Source organism: Metapseudomonas resinovorans DSM 21078, assembly GCF_000423545.1.
Lineage (GTDB): Bacteria > Pseudomonadota > Gammaproteobacteria > Pseudomonadales > Pseudomonadaceae > Metapseudomonas > Metapseudomonas resinovorans.
The window spans coordinates 59,549-75,324 of sequence record NZ_AUIE01000024.1 but is presented as its reverse complement, the minus strand read 5'-3'; the positions used below and the strand labels follow the sequence as shown (position 1 = coordinate 75,324).

The window sequence follows — 15,776 nt, the reverse complement described above, 5'->3', positions numbered from 1 at the left end:
TAGCCCCTTTTTTCATCCCCTACATGTGGAAGGTACTGCCCGTGACTCAGAAGCCCGACCAGTGTCTCGGTGAATGGATCGATCGTGAAGCCCTCGCGGAAGCCATGATTCCGATGATTGGCCAGCTCTATCGCAACAACAACGTTGTGACCTCGATCTATGGCCGTGGCCTGATCAACCGCTCCGTGATCGCCATCCTCAAGGCCCACCGTTTTGCCCGTCATCGCCTCGCGGACGAAGCCGAGCTGTCGGTTCACGAAACCTTCCCGATCCTCAAGGCCATGAGCGAGCTCAAGCTCGGCACCGCCTCCGTGGACCTGGGCAAGATGGTTGCCAAGTACAAGGCTGAAGGTAACGGCCGTAGCATCGAGCAGTTCACCAAGGACGAGCTGGCCGACGTAGTTGGCAAGCAGAACGGCGCTGCCCGTGAAGGCACCGACGTTGTCCTGTACGGTTTTGGTCGCATCGGCCGCCTGCTGGCGCGCATCCTGATCGAGAAGACCGGTGGTGGTGACGGCCTGCGTCTGCGCGCCATCGTCGTCCGCAAGGGCGCCGAGAACGACCTGGTCAAGCGCGCCAGCCTGCTGCGCCGCGACTCTGTGCACGGTCCGTTCGACGGCACCATCGTCATCGACGAAGAAAACAACACCCTGACCGCCAACGGCAACCTGATCCAGGTGATCTACTCGAACGATCCGGCCTCGATCGACTACACCGCCTATGGCATCAAGAACGCCCTGCTGGTGGACAACACCGGCAAATGGCGTGACGCCGAGGGCCTGGGTCAGCACCTGAAGTGCCCGGGTATCGACCGCGTCGTCCTGACCGCTCCGGGCAAGGGCGCGCTGAAGAATATCGTTCACGGCATCAACCACGGCGAAATCTCGGCCGACGACAAGATCATCTCCGCCGCTTCCTGCACCACCAACGCCATCGTGCCGGTGCTCAAGGCAGTGGATGATCAGTACGGCATCGTCAACGGCCACGTCGAAACCGTTCACTCGTACACCAACGACCAGAACCTGATCGACAACTTCCACAAAGGCAGCCGTCGCGGCCGCAGCGCTCCGCTGAACATGGTGATCACCGAGACTGGTGCTGCCACCGCAGCTGCCAAGGCTCTGCCGGTTCTGAAGGGCAAGCTGACCGGTAACGCGATCCGCGTTCCGACGCCGAACGTCTCCATGGCGATCCTGAACCTGAACCTGGAGAAGGCCACCAACCGCGAAGAGATCAACGAATACCTGCGCCAGATGGCCATGCATTCGGACCTGCACAAGCAGATCGATTACGTTTCTTCCCAGGAAGTGGTGTCCAGCGACTTCGTCGGCTCCCGCCATGCGGGCGTGGTAGACGCCGAAGCCACCATCTGCAACGACAACCGCGTTGTGTTGTACGTCTGGTACGACAACGAGTTCGGTTACAGCTGCCAGGTGGTTCGGGTGATGGAAGATATGGCTGGTGTCAACCCGCCAGCATTCCCGCGCTAAGCCTGTGTAATCGGAAAACGGGAGCTTTCGGGCTCCCGTTTTTCATTTTTGCGTCTGTAATCGGATAACAAGAATCGCTTGGGGATTTCCCAGATGGAAGGACATCACCTTCACCAGGGGCCGCTCAAAAGGGGCCTGAAAAACCGCCACATCCAGCTAATCGCGCTGGGCGGCGCCATCGGTACCGGCCTGTTCCTGGGCTCGGCCGGGGTGCTCAAGTCGGCGGGTCCGTCGATGATTCTCGGCTACGCCATTGCCGGCTTCTTCGCGTTCCTGATCATGCGCCAGTTGGGCGAGATGATCGTCGAAGAGCCGGTTGCCGGTTCGTTCAGCCACTTCGCCCACAAGTACTGGGGCGGTTATGCGGGTTTCCTTTCCGGCTGGAACTACTGGGTGCTCTACGTGCTGGTGGGCATGGCTGAGCTGACTGCGGTAGGCAAATACATCCAGTTCTGGTGGCCCGAGGTGCCGACCTGGGTGTCGGCAGCTGTGTTCTTCGTGCTGATCAACCTGATCAACCTGGCCAACGTGAAAGCGTTCGGCGAGGCAGAGTTCTGGTTCGCGTTGATCAAGGTGGTGGCCATCATCGGCATGATCATTCTCGGCATCTACCTGCTGGCCAGTGGTGAGGGTGGCCCTCAGGCTGCCGTCGACAACCTCTGGAGCCATGGCGGCTTCTTCCCCAATGGTATCGAAGGCCTGGTGATGGTATTGGCCATCATCATGTTCTCCTTCGGTGGTCTGGAGTTGGTGGGTATCACCGCTGCTGAGGCCAGCGAGCCGAAGAAGGTGATCCCCAAGGCGATCAACCAGGTTATCTACCGCATCCTGATCTTCTACATCGGTGCGCTCAGTGTGCTGCTGATGCTCTATCCGTGGGACAAGCTGCTGGAGACCCTGGGGGCTGCCGGCGACCCGTACAGCGGCAGTCCGTTCGTGCAGATCTTCTCGCTGATTGGCAGCGATACGGCGGCGCATATCCTCAACTTCGTGGTGCTGACGGCTGCGCTGTCGGTCTACAACAGCGGTGTCTACTGCAACAGCCGGATGCTTTATGGCCTGGCGGAGCAGGGGGATGCACCCAAGGCGCTGATGAAGGTAGACGACCGTGGTGTGCCGGTGTTGGCTATCGGTCTCTCGGCGCTGGTTACGCTGCTCTGTGTAGTGGTCAACTACCTGGCCCCGCAAAAGGCCCTGGAGCTGCTGATGGCGCTGGTGGTGGCGGCCCTGGTGATCAACTGGGCGATGATCAGCCTGTCCCACCTGAAGTTCCGCAAGAGCCTCGATGCCCGGGGGCAGCAGCCTTTCTTCAAGGCGCTCTGGTATCCCGTCGGCAATTACCTGTGCCTGGCCTTCGTGGCGTTGATCCTCGGCGTGATGCTGATGATTCCGGGCATTAATGTGTCGGTCTACGCCATTCCCTTCTGGTTGGCCCTGATTGGCGTCTGCTACTACTTCAAGCGTTCAGCGGCGCGGGCTACTGCCCATTGATACCGTTTGCGGATCGAAAGAGCGGGAGCCCTGGGCTCCCGTTTTTTATGCGCAACGCTCAGGTAAGCGGGAAACGATAGGGCGAAGTCCAGGCCAATCGGGGATGACCCACTGTTCAGAAGTGGACGCGATGTTGCTATTTGTTTCCTAAATATCTGAAAAGAAAGGGCTTGGGTGGCGATGGTGAATCGCGCTCTCTATAATCCGTCGCTTAACCGTTCGAAATGCAGCACGCCCGCACCCGCTCCGGCAGGCGCGTCGTTGTCATTTTCGGCTCTTGAGTCGACGCGTTTCGAGCAGAAACCCTGTTCCAGGCGAAACCTATGATCAGAGTAAAGCGAGGGCTGGACCTGCCGGTGGCAGGTGAGCCGATCCAGCGAATCGAAGCGGGGCGACCGATTCGGAGCGTCGCCGTCATCGGCTTCGACTATCACGGCATGAAGCCGACCATGGATGTTCAGGTGGGGGATCGGGTCAAGCTCGGCCAGCCACTGTTCGCCGACAAGAAGACCCCGGGCGTGATCTATACCGCGCCCGGCGCCGGAGTGATCAGTGCCATCCACCGTGGTGAGCAGCGAGTGCTGCAGTCCGTGGTGATCGACCTCGACGGCGATGAGGAAGTTCAGTTCGAGCGGTTTTCCGCCGAGCAACTCGATCAGCTCGATCCGCAACTGATACGCGACGAGCTGGTGCAATCCGGCCTTTGGACCGCGTTGCGCACACGGCCGTTCAGCCGCGTGCCGACGCTCGATTCCACGCCGAGCTCCATCTTCGTTACCGCCATGGATACCCATCCCCTGGCTGCCGATCCGGCCATCGTGATTGGTGAACATGCTGCGGATTTTGAACACGGCCTCAAGGTGCTCGCTCGCCTGGCCCGTGTTTTCCTGTGCAAGGCCTCTGGTGCTGCGCTGCCGGGTGAAAACCTGGCCCAGATTCGTAGCGAATCCTTCACCGGGCCGCACCCGGCAGGCCTGCCGGGTACTCATATTCATTTCCTCGATCCGGTCAACAGCAGCAAGAGCGTCTGGCATATCGGCTATCAGGACGTGATCGCCATCGGCAAGCTGTTCACCACCGGCCGACTCTGGGTCGAGCGCGTGGTGTCCCTCGCCGGCCCGGTGGTGGACAGCCCGCGGCTGGTGCGCACCCGTTTGGGAGCAAGCCTGGACGAACTCACTGCCGGCGAACTTCAGCCGGGCGCCAATCGCGTGGTTTCGGGCTCCCTGTTGGGCGGTCGGACCTCCCGGGGTGCCTGCTCGTACCTCGGCCGCTACCACCTGCAGGTGTCTTGCTTGCGTGAAGGCAATGACCGCGAACTGCTGCATTACCTGCGCGCCGGCGTGAACAAGCACTCGGTGCTGAACATCTTCGTCTCCAAGTTGCTGGCCGGCCGTAAATTTGCCTTCAACACCAGCACCAACGGCAGCCCGCGCGCCATGGTGCCAGTGGGCAACTACGAATCGGTGATGCCCCTGGACATCCTGCCTACACAGCTCCTGCGCTACCTGATCGTTGGTGACACTGAAATGGCGCAGAAGCTCGGTTGTCTGGAGCTGGATGAAGAAGATCTGGCGCTGTGCAGCTATGTCTGCGCCGGCAAGTACGAATACGGCCCCATCCTGCGGGACAACCTCAACCGTATCGAGAAGGAGGGCTGAATGAGCCTGCGTAAATTCCTCGACCGGATCGAGCACAACTTCGAGCAGGGCGGCCGCTATGAAAAGTGGTACGCCCTCTACGAGGCGGTAGATACCTTCTTCTACCGCCCCGCGAGCGTGACTCACACCACGGCCCACGTCCGAGACGGCATCGATCTCAAACGGATGATGATCACGGTCTGGCTCTGCACCTTCCCGGCCATGTTCTTCGGCATGTGGAACGTTGGCTACCAGGCCAACCTGGTCTTCGCCCAGAGTCCTGACCTGCTGGCGGCACAGGAAGGCTGGCGCTTCGCCTTGATCGGCTCGCTGGCCGGGTTCGACCCGAATAGCCTGTGGGACAATTTCATCCAGGGCGCAGCCTGGTTCCTGCCCATCTACGCCGTGACCTTCATCGTCGGCGGCTTCTGGGAAGTGTTGTTTGCCTCCATCCGCCGCCATGAAGTGAATGAAGGTTTCTTCGTCACCTCCGTACTCTTCGCGCTGACTTTGCCGCCGAGCATTCCGCTCTGGCAGGTGGCGCTGGGCATCAGCTTCGGCGTGGTGCTGGGCAAGGAAGTCTTCGGCGGCACCGGAAAGAACTTCCTCAACCCGGCTCTGGCTGGCCGTGCGTTCCTCTTCTTCGCCTATCCGGCGCAGATTTCCGGGGACGAGGTATGGACTGCCGTGGACGGCTTCGCGGGTGCTACCTCGCTGAGCCTCGGCGCTGCCGGCGGCGTCGAGAACATCATTGGCCACGGCATCACCTGGATGGATGCCTTCCTTGGCACTATTCACGGCTCCATCGGCGAAACCAGCACCCTGGCCATCCTGATCGGTGGTGGTGTGCTGCTGGTCACCCGGATTGCGTCCTGGCGTATCGTCGCCGGCGTGATGCTGGGCATGATCGCTACCACCTGGCTGTTCAATGCGATTGGTTCAGACACCAACCCCATGTTCGCCATGCCCTGGTACTGGCACCTGGTTCTGGGTGGCTTCGCCTTCGGCATGATGTTCATGGCGACCGACCCTGTCTCCGCCTCCATGACCGACACGGGCAAGTGGCTGTTCGGCGCGCTCATCGGTCTGATGGTGGTGCTGATTCGCGTCGTCAACCCTGCGTTCCCGGAGGGCATGATGCTGGCGATTCTGTTCGCCAACCTGTTCGCGCCTCTGATCGACCATTTCGTCGTCCAGGCCAATATCAAGCGGAGGCTGGCACGCAATGGCTAACCAGAAAGAATCCACTGTCCGCACCCTGATGGTGGCCCTGGTGGTCTGCCTGGTGTGTTCCGTGTTCGTTGCCGGCGGCGCCGTAGCGCTCAAGCCCGTGCAGGTGGAGAACCGTGAGCTGGACAAGCAGCGCAGCATCCTGAGCATCGCCGGCCTGGCCCAGCCGGGCATGTCTGCTGACGAGGTGAAGAAGCTCTACGCCGAGCGCATCACTGCGAAGGTGGTGGACCTTGCCAGCGGCGATTTTTCCGATGAGATCCAGGCCGCCGGTTTCGATCCGCTGAAGGCCGCCAAGGATCCGCAGCTTTCCGACGCGCTGCCCGCCGGGCAGGACATTGCCTCCATCAAGCGACGTGAGCGTTACAGCACCGTCTACCTGGTGGAACAGGGCGGTCAGCTGCAGACCCTGATCCTGCCGGTGCGCGGTTACGGCCTCTGGTCGACCCTGTACGGCTTCCTCGCGCTCAAGGGCGACCTGAACACCGTAGTCGGACTCGGCTTCTACCAGCATGGCGAGACCCCTGGCCTTGGCGGTGAGGTGGACAACCCGAAATGGAAGGCGCTCTGGAACGGCAAGAGCCTGTTCGATGAGCAGGGGCAACTGGCCATCGAGATCATCAAGGGCAGTGTCGATGCGCAGTCGCCGAAGGCCAGTCACCAGGTCGACGGTCTGGCCGGCGCCACGCTGACCAGCAAGGGCGTCAACAATCTGCTGCATTTCTGGCTCGGCAAGAACGGCTTCGGCCCCTTCCTGGCCAAGCTGAACAACGGGGAGGCATGAGCATGGCGCAACCCACTATCCGGTCGGTCCTGCTGGACCCGATCCTGCACAACAACCCCATCGGCCTGCAGATCCTCGGTATCTGCTCGGCCCTGGCGGTCACTTCCAACCTGAAGACCGCGCTGGTGATGTCCATCGCCCTGACGCTGGTGACCGGCTTCTCCAACCTGTTCATTTCAATGATCCGCAGCCAGATCCCCAGCTCGATCCGCATGATCGTACAGATGGTGATCATCGCCTCGCTGGTGATCGTGGTGGACCAGGTGCTCAAAGCCTACGCCTTCAGCCTGTCCAAGCAGCTCTCGGTGTTCGTTGGGCTGATCATCACCAACTGCATCGTGATGGGGCGCGCCGAAGCCTTCGCCATGGCCAATCCGCCGGTCCTGTCTTTCTTCGATGGCATCGGCAACGGCCTGGGCTACAGCGCCATGCTGATTGTCCTCGGCATCGTTCGCGAGCTGTTCGGTGCTGGCAAGTTGCTGGGCTACGAGATCCTCCCGGTGATCAACGATGGCGGTTGGTACCAACCCAACGGGCTGTTGCTGCTACCGCCCTCGGCCTTCTTCCTGATCGGCCTGATCATCTGGGCGCTGCGCAGCTGGAAGACCGAGCAGAAGGAGGCGCCGGCCTACAAGATCGCGCCCCAGGTATCCAACAAGGAGGCCTACTGATGGAGCATTACCTCAGCCTCTTCGTGAAGGCGGTATTCGTCGAGAACATGGCCTTGGCCTTCTTCCTCGGCATGTGCACTTTCATTGCCATTTCGAAGAAAGTCGAAACCGCAATCGGTCTGGGTATCGCGGTGATCGTGGTGCAGGCCATCACGGTTCCGGCCAACAACCTGCTCTACACGCTGCTGCTCAAGGATGGCGCCCTGGCCTGGGCCGGATTGCCGGGCGTGGACCTGAGCTTTCTCGGTTTGCTCAGCTACATCGGTGTGATCGCGGCCATCGTGCAGATCCTCGAGATGCTGCTCGACAAGTACGTGCCCTCGCTCTACAACGCCCTCGGTGTGTTCCTGCCGTTGATCACCGTGAACTGCGCGATCATGGCCGGCTCCCTGTTCATGGTTGAACGCGACTACAACCTTGGCGAGAGCGTGGTCTACGGTGTCGGCTCCGGCTTTTCCTGGGCGCTGGCCATCGCCATGCTGGCGGGTATCCGCGAGAAGCTGAAATACAGCGACGTGCCGGAGGGTCTGCAAGGTCTCGGTATCACCTTCATCACCATCGGCCTGATGTCTCTCGGCTTCATGTCGTTTTCCGGTGTGCAGCTCTAAGGAACGGCCATGCTGAGTTTTGAAATCTTCCTCGCCATCGGCATGTTCACCGCCATCGTCCTCGCGTTGGTTGTGATCATCCTGGCGGCCCGAGCCAAGCTGGTTTCCAGCGGCGACGTGAACATCGTAATCAACGGCGAGCGGACCATCACCGTTCCCGCTGGCGGCAAGCTGCTGCAGACCTTGGCAGGGCAGAGCGTCTTCCTCTCGTCCGCTTGCGGCGGTGGTGGCACGTGCGCCCAGTGCAAATGCATTGTCGAGAGCGGTGGCGGCGAGATGCTGCCTACCGAAGAATCCCACTTCACCCGCCGTCAGGCGAAGGAAGGCTGGCGCCTGTCCTGCCAGACGCCGGTGAAGCAGGACATGCACATCGAAGTGCCGGAAGAAGTCTTCGGCGTGAAGAAGTGGGAATGCACGGTGGAGTCCAACCCCAACGTCGCCACCTTCATCAAGGAGCTGACCTTGCGCCTGCCGGAAGGGGAAAGCGTGGACTTCCGCGCCGGCGGCTATGTGCAGCTGGAATGCCCGCCGCACCAGGTGGCCTACAAGGACTTCGACATCCAGCCCGAGTACCGTGGCGACTGGGACAAGTTCAACCAGTGGAAGTACGTGTCCAAGGTTGAAGAGACGGTGATCCGCGCCTACTCGATGGCTAACTACCCGGACGAGAAGGGCATCGTGAAGTTCAACATCCGTATCGCCTCTCCGCCACCGGGCAAGGATGACCTGCCGCCGGGGCAGATGTCGTCCTGGGTCTTCAGCCTCAAGCCGGGCGACAAGGTCACCGTGTACGGTCCCTTCGGCGAGTTTTTCGCCAAGGACACTGATGCTGAGATGGTCTTCATCGGCGGCGGTGCAGGCATGGCGCCTATGCGCTCGCACATTTTCGACCAGCTAAAGCGCCTGGGTTCCAAGCGCAAGATCAGCTTCTGGTACGGCGCACGCTCACTGCGCGAGGCCTTCTACACCGAAGAGTACGACCAGCTGCAGGCAGAGAACCCCAACTTCCAGTGGCACCTGGCGCTGTCCGATCCGCAGCCGGAAGATAACTGGACCGGCCTCAAGGGCTTCATCCACAACGTGCTGTTCGAGAACTACCTCAAGGACCACCCGGCCCCTGAGGATTGCGAGTTCTACATGTGCGGCCCGCCGATGATGAACGCGGCCGTGATCAAGATGCTGCTGGATCTGGGCGTTGAGCGGGAGAACATCCTGCTTGACGACTTTGGTGGCTAGGGCGCTCGCTTCGCTTCTCGCGGCCAGCCTGCTGTTGGCTGGCTGCGGTGGCGACTCGCTGGAGCAGTTCGGCGGCCCGACCATGGGCAGCAGCTACTCGGTCAAATACGTGCGCAGCGCCTCCGGTCCGTCGGTGGAGGAGGCGCGGGGTGAAGTGGAAGGGATTCTCGCCGAGATCGACCAGCAGATGTCCACCTATCGGGCGGACTCCGAGGTCGAGCGCTTCAATGCACTGCCGGCCGGCAGTTGCCTGACGCTGCCAGCGGCCATGCTGGAGCTGGTGGCCTTTGGCAGCAAGTTGTCCCGGGACAGTGGCGGCGCCTTCGATATGACGGTCGAGCCGCTGCTCAACCTCTGGGGTTTTGGCCCGCAATCACGCGGCGATCAGGTACCCAGCCCCGAAGCCATTGCTGCGGCGAAGGCGGAAGTCGGCCAGCAACACCTGTCCATTCGTGGTCACGAGTTGTGCAAGGACGCGCCGGTCCAGCTGGACTTCAACAGTATCGCCGCCGGTTACGCGGTTGACCGCGTCGTGGCGCGGCTGGGCGAGTTGGGTGTCAGCAGTGCCCTGGTGGAGATCACGGGCGAGCTCAAGGCCTTCGGCCGCAAACCCGACGGCGCGCCCTGGCGTATCGCTGTCGAGGCGCCGAGGGATGATCGCCAGGTGGCACAGAAGATCATCACGCTCGATGGACTAGGGGTTTCCACGTCCGGCGACTATCGCAACTACTTTGAGAAGAATGGCAAACGCTATTCCCACACGCTGGACCCCAAGACTGGCACGCCCATCAGCCACAACCTGGCTGCGGTCACGGTGGTGGATGAGTCGGCGCTGAGAGCGGACGGTCTGTCGACATTACTGATGGTGCTGGGGCCGGAAGCAGGCGAAGCCTATGCTGAAACTCATGGCATCGCCGCATTGTTCGTGACCCGCGACGGCCAGGGTTTCGTCAGCCATGTCAGCAGCCGCTATCGGCAGCTGTTCGAGAAAGAGGAGAACTGAACATGACCTTCCTGCTGGTATTCCTGATCATGCTGTTGGTAGTGCTGGGCATGGCCGTGGGCGTGATCATGGGGCGCAAACCCATTGCCGGGTCCTGCGGTGGTATCGCCAACCTCGGCATCGAGAAGGAATGCTCGATTTGCGGTGGTAATCGTGAGAAGTGCGAAGAGGTAAGTCGCGACGGCGATGTAGTGGATTCAAACCTCGCCTACGACGCGACCAAGCGCTAATGTGCAGCGCCAAGCCGCTCGGCTAAGCTGCACGCCAGTTCAAGGTCCCGCCCGGGATCGTCGAAACAGGTTCCGAATTCCGCGGTGTCGAGAGCCGCGGACCTTGCCGGGGGCGCCAGAGGGCGCCCCGGCCCGTTATGAGGAGTAAGCATGGCTGTCTACAACTACGACGTAGTGGTGCTGGGTTCCGGCCCGGCGGGTGAGGGGGCAGCGATGAACGCTGCCAAGGCCGGGCGCAAGGTTGCAGTAGTGGACAACCGCCCGCTGGTCGGCGGCAACTGCACCCACTTGGGCACCATCCCGTCCAAGGCCCTGCGTCACTCGGTACGGCAGATCATGCAGTACAACACCAACCCGCTGTTCCGCCAGATTGGTGAACCGCGTTGGTTCTCCTTCCCTGACGTGTTGAAGAGCGCGGAGCGGGTGATCGCCAAGCAGGTGGCCTCGCGCACCGGCTTTTACGCGCGTAACCGCGTCGACGTGTTCTTCGGCACCGCCAGCTTCTCCGATGAGCAAACCGTGGAAGTCGTCTGCGCCAGCGGAGTGGTGGAAAAGCTGGTGGCCAAGCAGGTCATCGTCGCCACGGGCTCGCGCCCCTACCGCCCGGCAGATGTCGACTTCAACCACCCGCGCATTTACGACAGCGACACCATTCTCAGCCTCACCCATACACCGCGCCGCATCATCATTTACGGCGCTGGGGTGATCGGCTCCGAATACGCCTCGATCTTCAGCGGCCTGGGTGTGCTGGTGGACCTGATCGACAACCGTGACCAGTTGCTCAGCTTCCTCGACGACGAAATCTCCGACGCCCTCAGCTACCACCTGCGCAACAACAACGTGCTGATCCGCCATAACGAGGAGTACGAGCGCATCGAGGGGCTGGAGAACGGCGTGATCCTGCACCTCAAGTCCGGCAAGAAGATCAAGGCCGACTGCCTGCTGTGGTGCAACGGCCGTACCGGCAATACCGACAAGCTGGGCCTGGAGAACATTGGCATCAAGGTCAACAGCCGCGGCCAGATCAATGTCGACCAGTACTACCGCACCGAGGTCAGCAACATCTTTGCCGCTGGCGACGTGATCGGTTGGCCGAGCCTGGCCAGCGCCGCCGCCGACCAGGGGCGCTCGGCAGCCGGTAGCGCGGTTGAGAACGACAGCTGGCGATTCGTCGACGACGTGCCCACCGGCATCTACACCATTCCGGAGATCAGCTCTATCGGCAAGAACGAAAAGGAGCTGACCCAGGCGAAGATCCCCTACGAGGTGGGCAAAGCCTTCTTCAAGGGCATGGCGCGTGCGCAAATCTCCCATGAGCCGGTAGGGATGCTGAAGATCCTGTTCCACCGCGAGACCCTGGAGATCCTCGGTGTGCACTGCTTCGGCTACCAGGCCTCGGAAATCGTGCACATTGGCCAAGCGATCATGAACCAGAAGGGCGAGGCGAACTCCATCAAGTACTTCATCAACACCACATTCAACTACCCGACCATGGCTGAAGCCTACCGGGTGGCGGCGTTCGACGGCCTCAACCGGCTTTTTTGAGCGGCACCGGCCGGGCGCCTGAGCCGGCCGGGGAGGACCCTCTCGGCGATCCACGCCTGTGGCGTTGGCCGAACCGGGAGAGCTTCTGATCAGGCGACGCCATGAATGAAGAACCGGCCCTTGAGGCCGGTTCTTCTTTATGGCTCAGCGCACCCCGACGGTCGCGCTCGCCAGGCCGGGGAAGTCGGTGATGATGCTATCCGCACCGAAGTCGGCGAGGCGGCGCATCAGCGCCGGTTCGTTGACCGTCCACACAGAGACGTGCAGCCCTTCCTTTTGAGCGCGCAGCAGGCGCTCCGGGGTGCATAGCGTCCAGTTCAACGCCAGGACGTTGCAGCCGTGGTGCTTGGCCACCTTCAGCGGGTCCAGCCAGGCGTATTCCGCCACCAATCCACGGGACAGCGTTGGCGTCAGCCTGTTCAGCGCGCGCAGTACCTCCCGCGAACTTGAGGTGACCGTCACCTTGTCCGTCACGCCGTAGCGTTCGGCCAGCTCCTGGATCGCCAGTACGGTTCGCGCTGCTCGCACCCGTGAGGCGCTCTTCACCTCCAGTTGCCAGTGTTCGAAGTCGCAATGCTCGAACAAGGTCGCCAGTCGCGGGATGGGGCAGGGCTGTTGCCAGGCCGGGCCACCCAGTCGGGCGTCATAGGTCACCAGCTCCTCGGCGTCATGCTCCGCCACTTTGCCGCGGCGGCCAGTAGTGCGTTTCAGGCTGGGGTCGTGGATCACCATCAGCTCGCCGTCACGCGACAGGTGCAGGTCCAGCTCGCAACGCTTCACACCATGTGATAGGCATTGCCGGAAGCTGGCCAGGGTGTTTTCCGGGCATTCGCCCTTGGCGCCTCGATGGCCGTAGATCAGGGTCACGTTTATTCCCTTGGTGCTCTGGGTTGATGGTGGCGGACGCTATCGATGACGCGTCCGCTTTCGAAATAGACCGAGAATTCGCGGTAGTCCCAGCGACTGATGGGTGGCTTGCCCACCGCGGCATGCTCTTCGTCGGGCAGACCGAAACGCTGTAGGACGCTACGCTGGCTCTCACCGCGAGCTGGTAGCGAAACACGCTGGTCGCCCTGATTGCCGACGGGGATTTCGATGGTTTCGGCACCGACGGGCAGTGCGAGGAGAAGGCAGGTCAGCAACAGGCCGGGGCGCATCATGCGAGGGTCTCAGGGAGTAGGGGAGGAGCGTTCGCGAGCCTGGCGTCGCTGCTGGGCCTGCTTTTGCAGAATGTGTCGTGCCAGCAACTGGCGCTGAGCGTCGGTCAGTGCCTCGAACTCAGTGCCGATGTCGAACTGGCCGTCATCACGGGGCTGGCTGTGGATCACCACGGCGCGCAGCAGCAGGCCGAGGGCCTGGGGCATCAGGACGATCTTGATCGCCAGGTGGGTGCCCAACTCGATGGATTGGTCGCTGCTGAAACCGATGCCGCCTTCGGACAGGGTGACCTGGCGTGCCGGGCCTATGTCGCGCAACAGGCTGTGGGCCACGGCTTGGCCAAGCAGATCGATGCGCTTGTTGATGACCTTGAGGTAGCTGGCCAGCGTCCGATCGCGCTCATGGATATGCCGCAACAAGTGCTGGGATTCGAAGTCCATAAGATGCAATTCGCTGAGCAGATTGAACAGCTGCGAAGCACTGTCCACGCCGCTTCCATCAGCTGTTTCGCCCTGTTTCAGCGGGCGAAATTCCAGTGCGATCGTATCTTCGATGCGGTAGTATTCGCGGCGGTCATCCGCGTCTCGTGTCGACATGGCGAACCCATGGCAGCAGTGGTGGTCGAAGAGCTGTTCCGTATTTGCAAGTCCGTTTGTGTCGCCCGGGGCGTCGCAGCAGATCACGAACAGAATTTGAGTGTAAACGCTGCTTGCCAAGCCCCGCCACAAGGACGTCCCTTCTTTCGCCAGCGAACTCCACTTCCATGTTCAGACCGCTGTCCCTGTATATAGGCGCCCGGTACACGCGCGCCAAGCGCCGCAACTACTTCGTCTCCTTCATTTCCCTGACTTCCATGATCGGTCTGGCACTCGGCGTGCTGGTCATGATCCTGGTGCTGTCGGTCATGAACGGTTTCGATCACGAGATGCGCACCCGTGTGTTGGGCATGGTGCCCCACGCCACCGTGGAGTCCGCGGTGCCGATCAACGACTGGCGCAAGCTGGCCGAAGATGTTGCACGTCATCCCGAAGTGAAGGCCGTGGCGCCCTACACGCAGGTGCAGGGGCTGCTGACCGCCGACGGCAAGGTGCAGAAGGTGCTGGTCAACGCCGTGGACCCGCAGGAAGAATCCAAGGTTTCCATCATCGGCGACTTCTTCCGCCAGGGCAGCCTGGCCGCCCTGAAGCCCGGTGAATTCGGCATCGTCATCGGCGATCGCGCCGCCAGCAAGCTGGGCGTAGGCATGGGTGACAAGGTCACCTTCGTGCTCCCCGAAGTGGCGGTGACCCCGGCCGGCGTCTTTCCGCGCATGAAGCGCTTCACCGTGGTCGGTATCTTCCATGTCGGCGCGGGTGAACTGGATGGCTTCCTGGCCATTGCCAACCTGTCCGACGTCGCCCGCCTGAAGCGCTGGCGGCCTGACCAGGTGCAAGGGCTGCGCCTGAAGCTCGATGACTTGTTCCAGGCGCCCCAGCTGGCTTGGCAGATCGCTGGCGAGTTGAAGGGCGAAGACTTCTATGCCCGCGACTGGACCCGTACCCACGGCAACCTTTACCAGGCAATCAAGATGGAGAAGGCCATAATCGGCCTGCTCCTGCTGCTGATCGTGGCCGTCGCCGCCTTCAACATCATTTCCACCCTGGTGATGGTGGTGACCGACAAGCGCGGTGACATCGCCATCCTGCGCACTCTTGGCGCCACGCCCAGGCAGATCATGGGCATCTTCATGGTCCAGGGCACGGTGATCGGCGTCGTCGGCACCGTCATCGGCGGTGTACTGGGCATTCTTGCGGCGCTGAAGGTGAGCGATGCCATTGCCCTGCTGGAACGCCTGATGGGGCACAAGTTCCTCAGTGCCGAGGTCTATTTCATCGATTACCTGCCATCCCAGCTGATGGTCGAGGACGTGGTGCTGGTCTGTTCGGCCGCGCTGGTCCTGAGCTTCCTTGCCACCCTTTATCCCGCCTGGCGTGCCGCCCGCACCCAGCCAGCAGAGGCTTTGCGCTATGAGTAACAAGGCAGTCCTGAGTTGCCGCAATCTGGGCAAGAGCTACGACGAAGGCCCTCAGTCTGTCGAGGTGCTGTCGGGCGTCGAACTGGAGCTGCATCCGGGGGAACGAGTGGCCATCGTCGGCAGCTCCGGTTCCGGCAAGAGCACGCTGCTGAACATGCTGGGCGGGCTGGATACTCCGAGCAAAGGGAGTGTCTGGCTGGCTGGCGAGGAACTGTCCGCCCTCAGCGAGACCGCTCGTGGCCTGCTGCGCAATCGCGCCCTGGGTTTCGTTTACCAGTTCCACCACCTGCTGCCGGAGTTCACCGCCCTGGAGAACGTCTGCATGCCGCTGCTGATCGGTCGTACTGCCATTGGCGAAGCGCGCCAGCGCGCCACCGCACTGCTGGAGCGAGTGGGGCTGGGCCATCGCCTGTCGCACAAACCGGCAGAGCTCTCTGGCGGTGAGCGTCAGCGCGTGGCCATCGCACGAGCCCTGGTCAACAACCCGGCCCTGGTGCTGCTCGACGAACCCACGGGTAACCTCGACCAGCACACTGCCCATGGCATCCAGGAGCTGATGCTCGAGTTGAGCGGCTCTGTGCAGACTGCCTTCCTGGTGGTGACCCACGACCTGCAACTGGCCCGCCAGATGGATCGGGCGCTGCGCCTTGAAGACGGCCGGCTGGTGGCTGCCTGA

The 15,776-nt window shown here is 61.8% G+C and carries 16 protein-coding genes; 13 read left to right on the top strand and 3 right to left on the bottom strand.

Annotated features, from left to right (window positions below):
- Nucleotides 1–23 precede the first annotated feature (23 nt).
- From G559_RS0117445 to sthA, 11 genes are all read left to right on the top strand, one after another.
- Nucleotides 24–1,490, top strand: coding sequence for a glyceraldehyde-3-phosphate dehydrogenase (locus G559_RS0117445; protein WP_028629469.1), 1,467 nt, complete (start codon nucleotides 24–26; stop codon nucleotides 1,488–1,490).
- 93 nt (nucleotides 1,491–1,583) lie between these two features.
- The gene (locus G559_RS0117440) at nucleotides 1,584–2,981 is read left to right on the top strand and encodes an amino acid permease (protein WP_028629468.1); all 1,398 of its coding nucleotides are present in this window, start codon (nucleotides 1,584–1,586) and stop codon (nucleotides 2,979–2,981) included.
- Between the two features lie 323 nt (nucleotides 2,982–3,304).
- Nucleotides 3,305–4,642, top strand: a complete 1,338-nt coding sequence (locus G559_RS0117435) for a Na(+)-translocating NADH-quinone reductase subunit A (RefSeq protein ID WP_028629467.1) — start codon at nucleotides 3,305–3,307, stop codon at nucleotides 4,640–4,642.
- Complete coding sequence (locus tag G559_RS0117430; protein ID WP_028629466.1) at nucleotides 4,643–5,854, top strand: NADH:ubiquinone reductase (Na(+)-transporting) subunit B; 1,212 nt, start codon at nucleotides 4,643–4,645, stop codon at nucleotides 5,852–5,854.
- Entirely contained in the window at nucleotides 5,847–6,635 is a 789-nt protein-coding gene (locus G559_RS0117425; protein WP_028629465.1) for a Na(+)-translocating NADH-quinone reductase subunit C, read from the top strand. Before G559_RS0117430 ends, G559_RS0117425 begins: the two co-directional genes overlap by 8 nt.
- Nucleotides 6,632–7,306, top strand: a complete 675-nt coding sequence (locus G559_RS0117420; RefSeq protein WP_211228802.1) for an NADH:ubiquinone reductase (Na(+)-transporting) subunit D — start codon at nucleotides 6,632–6,634, stop codon at nucleotides 7,304–7,306. The genes G559_RS0117425 and G559_RS0117420 overlap by 4 nt, the downstream gene beginning before the upstream one ends.
- Nucleotides 7,306–7,914 (top strand): NADH:ubiquinone reductase (Na(+)-transporting) subunit E, encoded by a 609-nt coding sequence (gene nqrE, locus G559_RS0117415; protein ID WP_028629463.1) that lies wholly within the window; start codon nucleotides 7,306–7,308, stop codon nucleotides 7,912–7,914. The genes G559_RS0117420 and nqrE overlap by 1 nt, the downstream gene beginning before the upstream one ends.
- Before the next feature lie 9 nt (nucleotides 7,915–7,923).
- Entirely contained in the window at nucleotides 7,924–9,150 is a 1,227-nt protein-coding gene (gene nqrF, locus G559_RS0117410; protein WP_028629462.1) for an NADH:ubiquinone reductase (Na(+)-transporting) subunit F, read from the top strand.
- On the top strand, nucleotides 9,143–10,153 hold the full coding sequence (locus G559_RS0117405) for an FAD:protein FMN transferase (RefSeq protein ID WP_028629461.1): 1,011 nt from the start codon (nucleotides 9,143–9,145) through the stop codon (nucleotides 10,151–10,153). The genes nqrF and G559_RS0117405 overlap by 8 nt, the downstream gene beginning before the upstream one ends.
- Nucleotides 10,154–10,155: 2 nt before the next feature.
- The gene (nqrM, locus tag G559_RS0117400; RefSeq protein WP_028629460.1) at nucleotides 10,156–10,383 is read left to right on the top strand and encodes a (Na+)-NQR maturation NqrM; all 228 of its coding nucleotides are present in this window, start codon (nucleotides 10,156–10,158) and stop codon (nucleotides 10,381–10,383) included.
- Between the two features lie 150 nt (nucleotides 10,384–10,533).
- Nucleotides 10,534–11,928 carry a Si-specific NAD(P)(+) transhydrogenase gene (sthA, locus tag G559_RS0117395; protein ID WP_028629459.1) on the top strand — a complete coding sequence of 465 codons (1,395 nt, stop codon included), beginning with the start codon at nucleotides 10,534–10,536 and terminating at the stop codon, nucleotides 11,926–11,928.
- 144 nt (nucleotides 11,929–12,072) lie between these two features.
- On the opposite strand, the gene G559_RS0117390 is transcribed toward sthA, so the two are convergent.
- From G559_RS0117390 to G559_RS0117380, 3 genes are read right to left on the bottom strand one after another with little or no spacing between them, the layout of a single operon-like run.
- Nucleotides 12,073–12,795, bottom strand: a complete 723-nt coding sequence (locus G559_RS0117390) for a glycerophosphodiester phosphodiesterase (RefSeq protein ID WP_028629458.1) — start codon at nucleotides 12,793–12,795, stop codon at nucleotides 12,073–12,075.
- Between the two features lie 2 nt (nucleotides 12,796–12,797).
- Nucleotides 12,798–13,088: a hypothetical protein gene (locus tag G559_RS0117385; RefSeq protein ID WP_028629457.1), complete on the bottom strand. Its 291-nt coding sequence runs from the start codon at nucleotides 13,086–13,088 to the stop codon at nucleotides 12,798–12,800.
- 9 nt (nucleotides 13,089–13,097) lie between these two features.
- Nucleotides 13,098–13,682: a PilZ domain-containing protein gene (locus G559_RS0117380; protein WP_028629456.1), complete on the bottom strand. Its 585-nt coding sequence runs from the start codon at nucleotides 13,680–13,682 to the stop codon at nucleotides 13,098–13,100.
- 167 nt (nucleotides 13,683–13,849) lie between these two features.
- Between G559_RS0117380 and G559_RS0117375 the strand changes: the two genes are divergently transcribed.
- Both G559_RS0117375 and lolD read left to right on the top strand, forming a co-directional pair.
- Complete coding sequence (locus G559_RS0117375; RefSeq protein WP_028629455.1) at nucleotides 13,850–15,100, top strand: lipoprotein-releasing ABC transporter permease subunit; 1,251 nt, start codon at nucleotides 13,850–13,852, stop codon at nucleotides 15,098–15,100.
- Nucleotides 15,093–15,776: a lipoprotein-releasing ABC transporter ATP-binding protein LolD gene (lolD, locus tag G559_RS0117370; RefSeq protein ID WP_028629454.1), complete on the top strand. Its 684-nt coding sequence runs from the start codon at nucleotides 15,093–15,095 to the stop codon at nucleotides 15,774–15,776. The genes G559_RS0117375 and lolD overlap by 8 nt, the downstream gene beginning before the upstream one ends.

Bases quoted from the DNA above. Each gene is read 5' to 3' on its own strand.
- G559_RS0117445 (WP_028629469.1), top strand. From the start codon at position 24: ATGTGGAAGGTACTGCCCGTGACTCAGAAGCCCGACCAGTGTCTCGGT.
- G559_RS0117440 (WP_028629468.1), top strand. From the start codon at position 1,584: ATGGAAGGACATCACCTTCACCAGGGGCCGCTCAAAAGGGGCCTGAAA.
- G559_RS0117435 (WP_028629467.1), top strand. From the start codon at position 3,305: ATGATCAGAGTAAAGCGAGGGCTGGACCTGCCGGTGGCAGGTGAGCCG.
- G559_RS0117430 (WP_028629466.1), top strand. From the start codon at position 4,643: ATGAGCCTGCGTAAATTCCTCGACCGGATCGAGCACAACTTCGAGCAG.
- G559_RS0117425 (WP_028629465.1), top strand. From the start codon at position 5,847: ATGGCTAACCAGAAAGAATCCACTGTCCGCACCCTGATGGTGGCCCTG.
- G559_RS0117420 (WP_211228802.1), top strand. From the start codon at position 6,632: ATGAGCATGGCGCAACCCACTATCCGGTCGGTCCTGCTGGACCCGATC.
- nqrE (WP_028629463.1), top strand. From the start codon at position 7,306: ATGGAGCATTACCTCAGCCTCTTCGTGAAGGCGGTATTCGTCGAGAAC.
- nqrF (WP_028629462.1), top strand. From the start codon at position 7,924: ATGCTGAGTTTTGAAATCTTCCTCGCCATCGGCATGTTCACCGCCATC.
- nqrM (WP_028629460.1), top strand. From the start codon at position 10,156: ATGACCTTCCTGCTGGTATTCCTGATCATGCTGTTGGTAGTGCTGGGC.
- sthA (WP_028629459.1), top strand. From the start codon at position 10,534: ATGGCTGTCTACAACTACGACGTAGTGGTGCTGGGTTCCGGCCCGGCG.
- G559_RS0117385 (WP_028629457.1), bottom strand. From the start codon at position 13,088: ATGATGCGCCCCGGCCTGTTGCTGACCTGCCTTCTCCTCGCACTGCCC.
- G559_RS0117380 (WP_028629456.1), bottom strand. From the start codon at position 13,682: ATGTCGACACGAGACGCGGATGACCGCCGCGAATACTACCGCATCGAA.
- G559_RS0117375 (WP_028629455.1), top strand. From the start codon at position 13,850: ATGTTCAGACCGCTGTCCCTGTATATAGGCGCCCGGTACACGCGCGCC.
- lolD (WP_028629454.1), top strand. From the start codon at position 15,093: ATGAGTAACAAGGCAGTCCTGAGTTGCCGCAATCTGGGCAAGAGCTAC.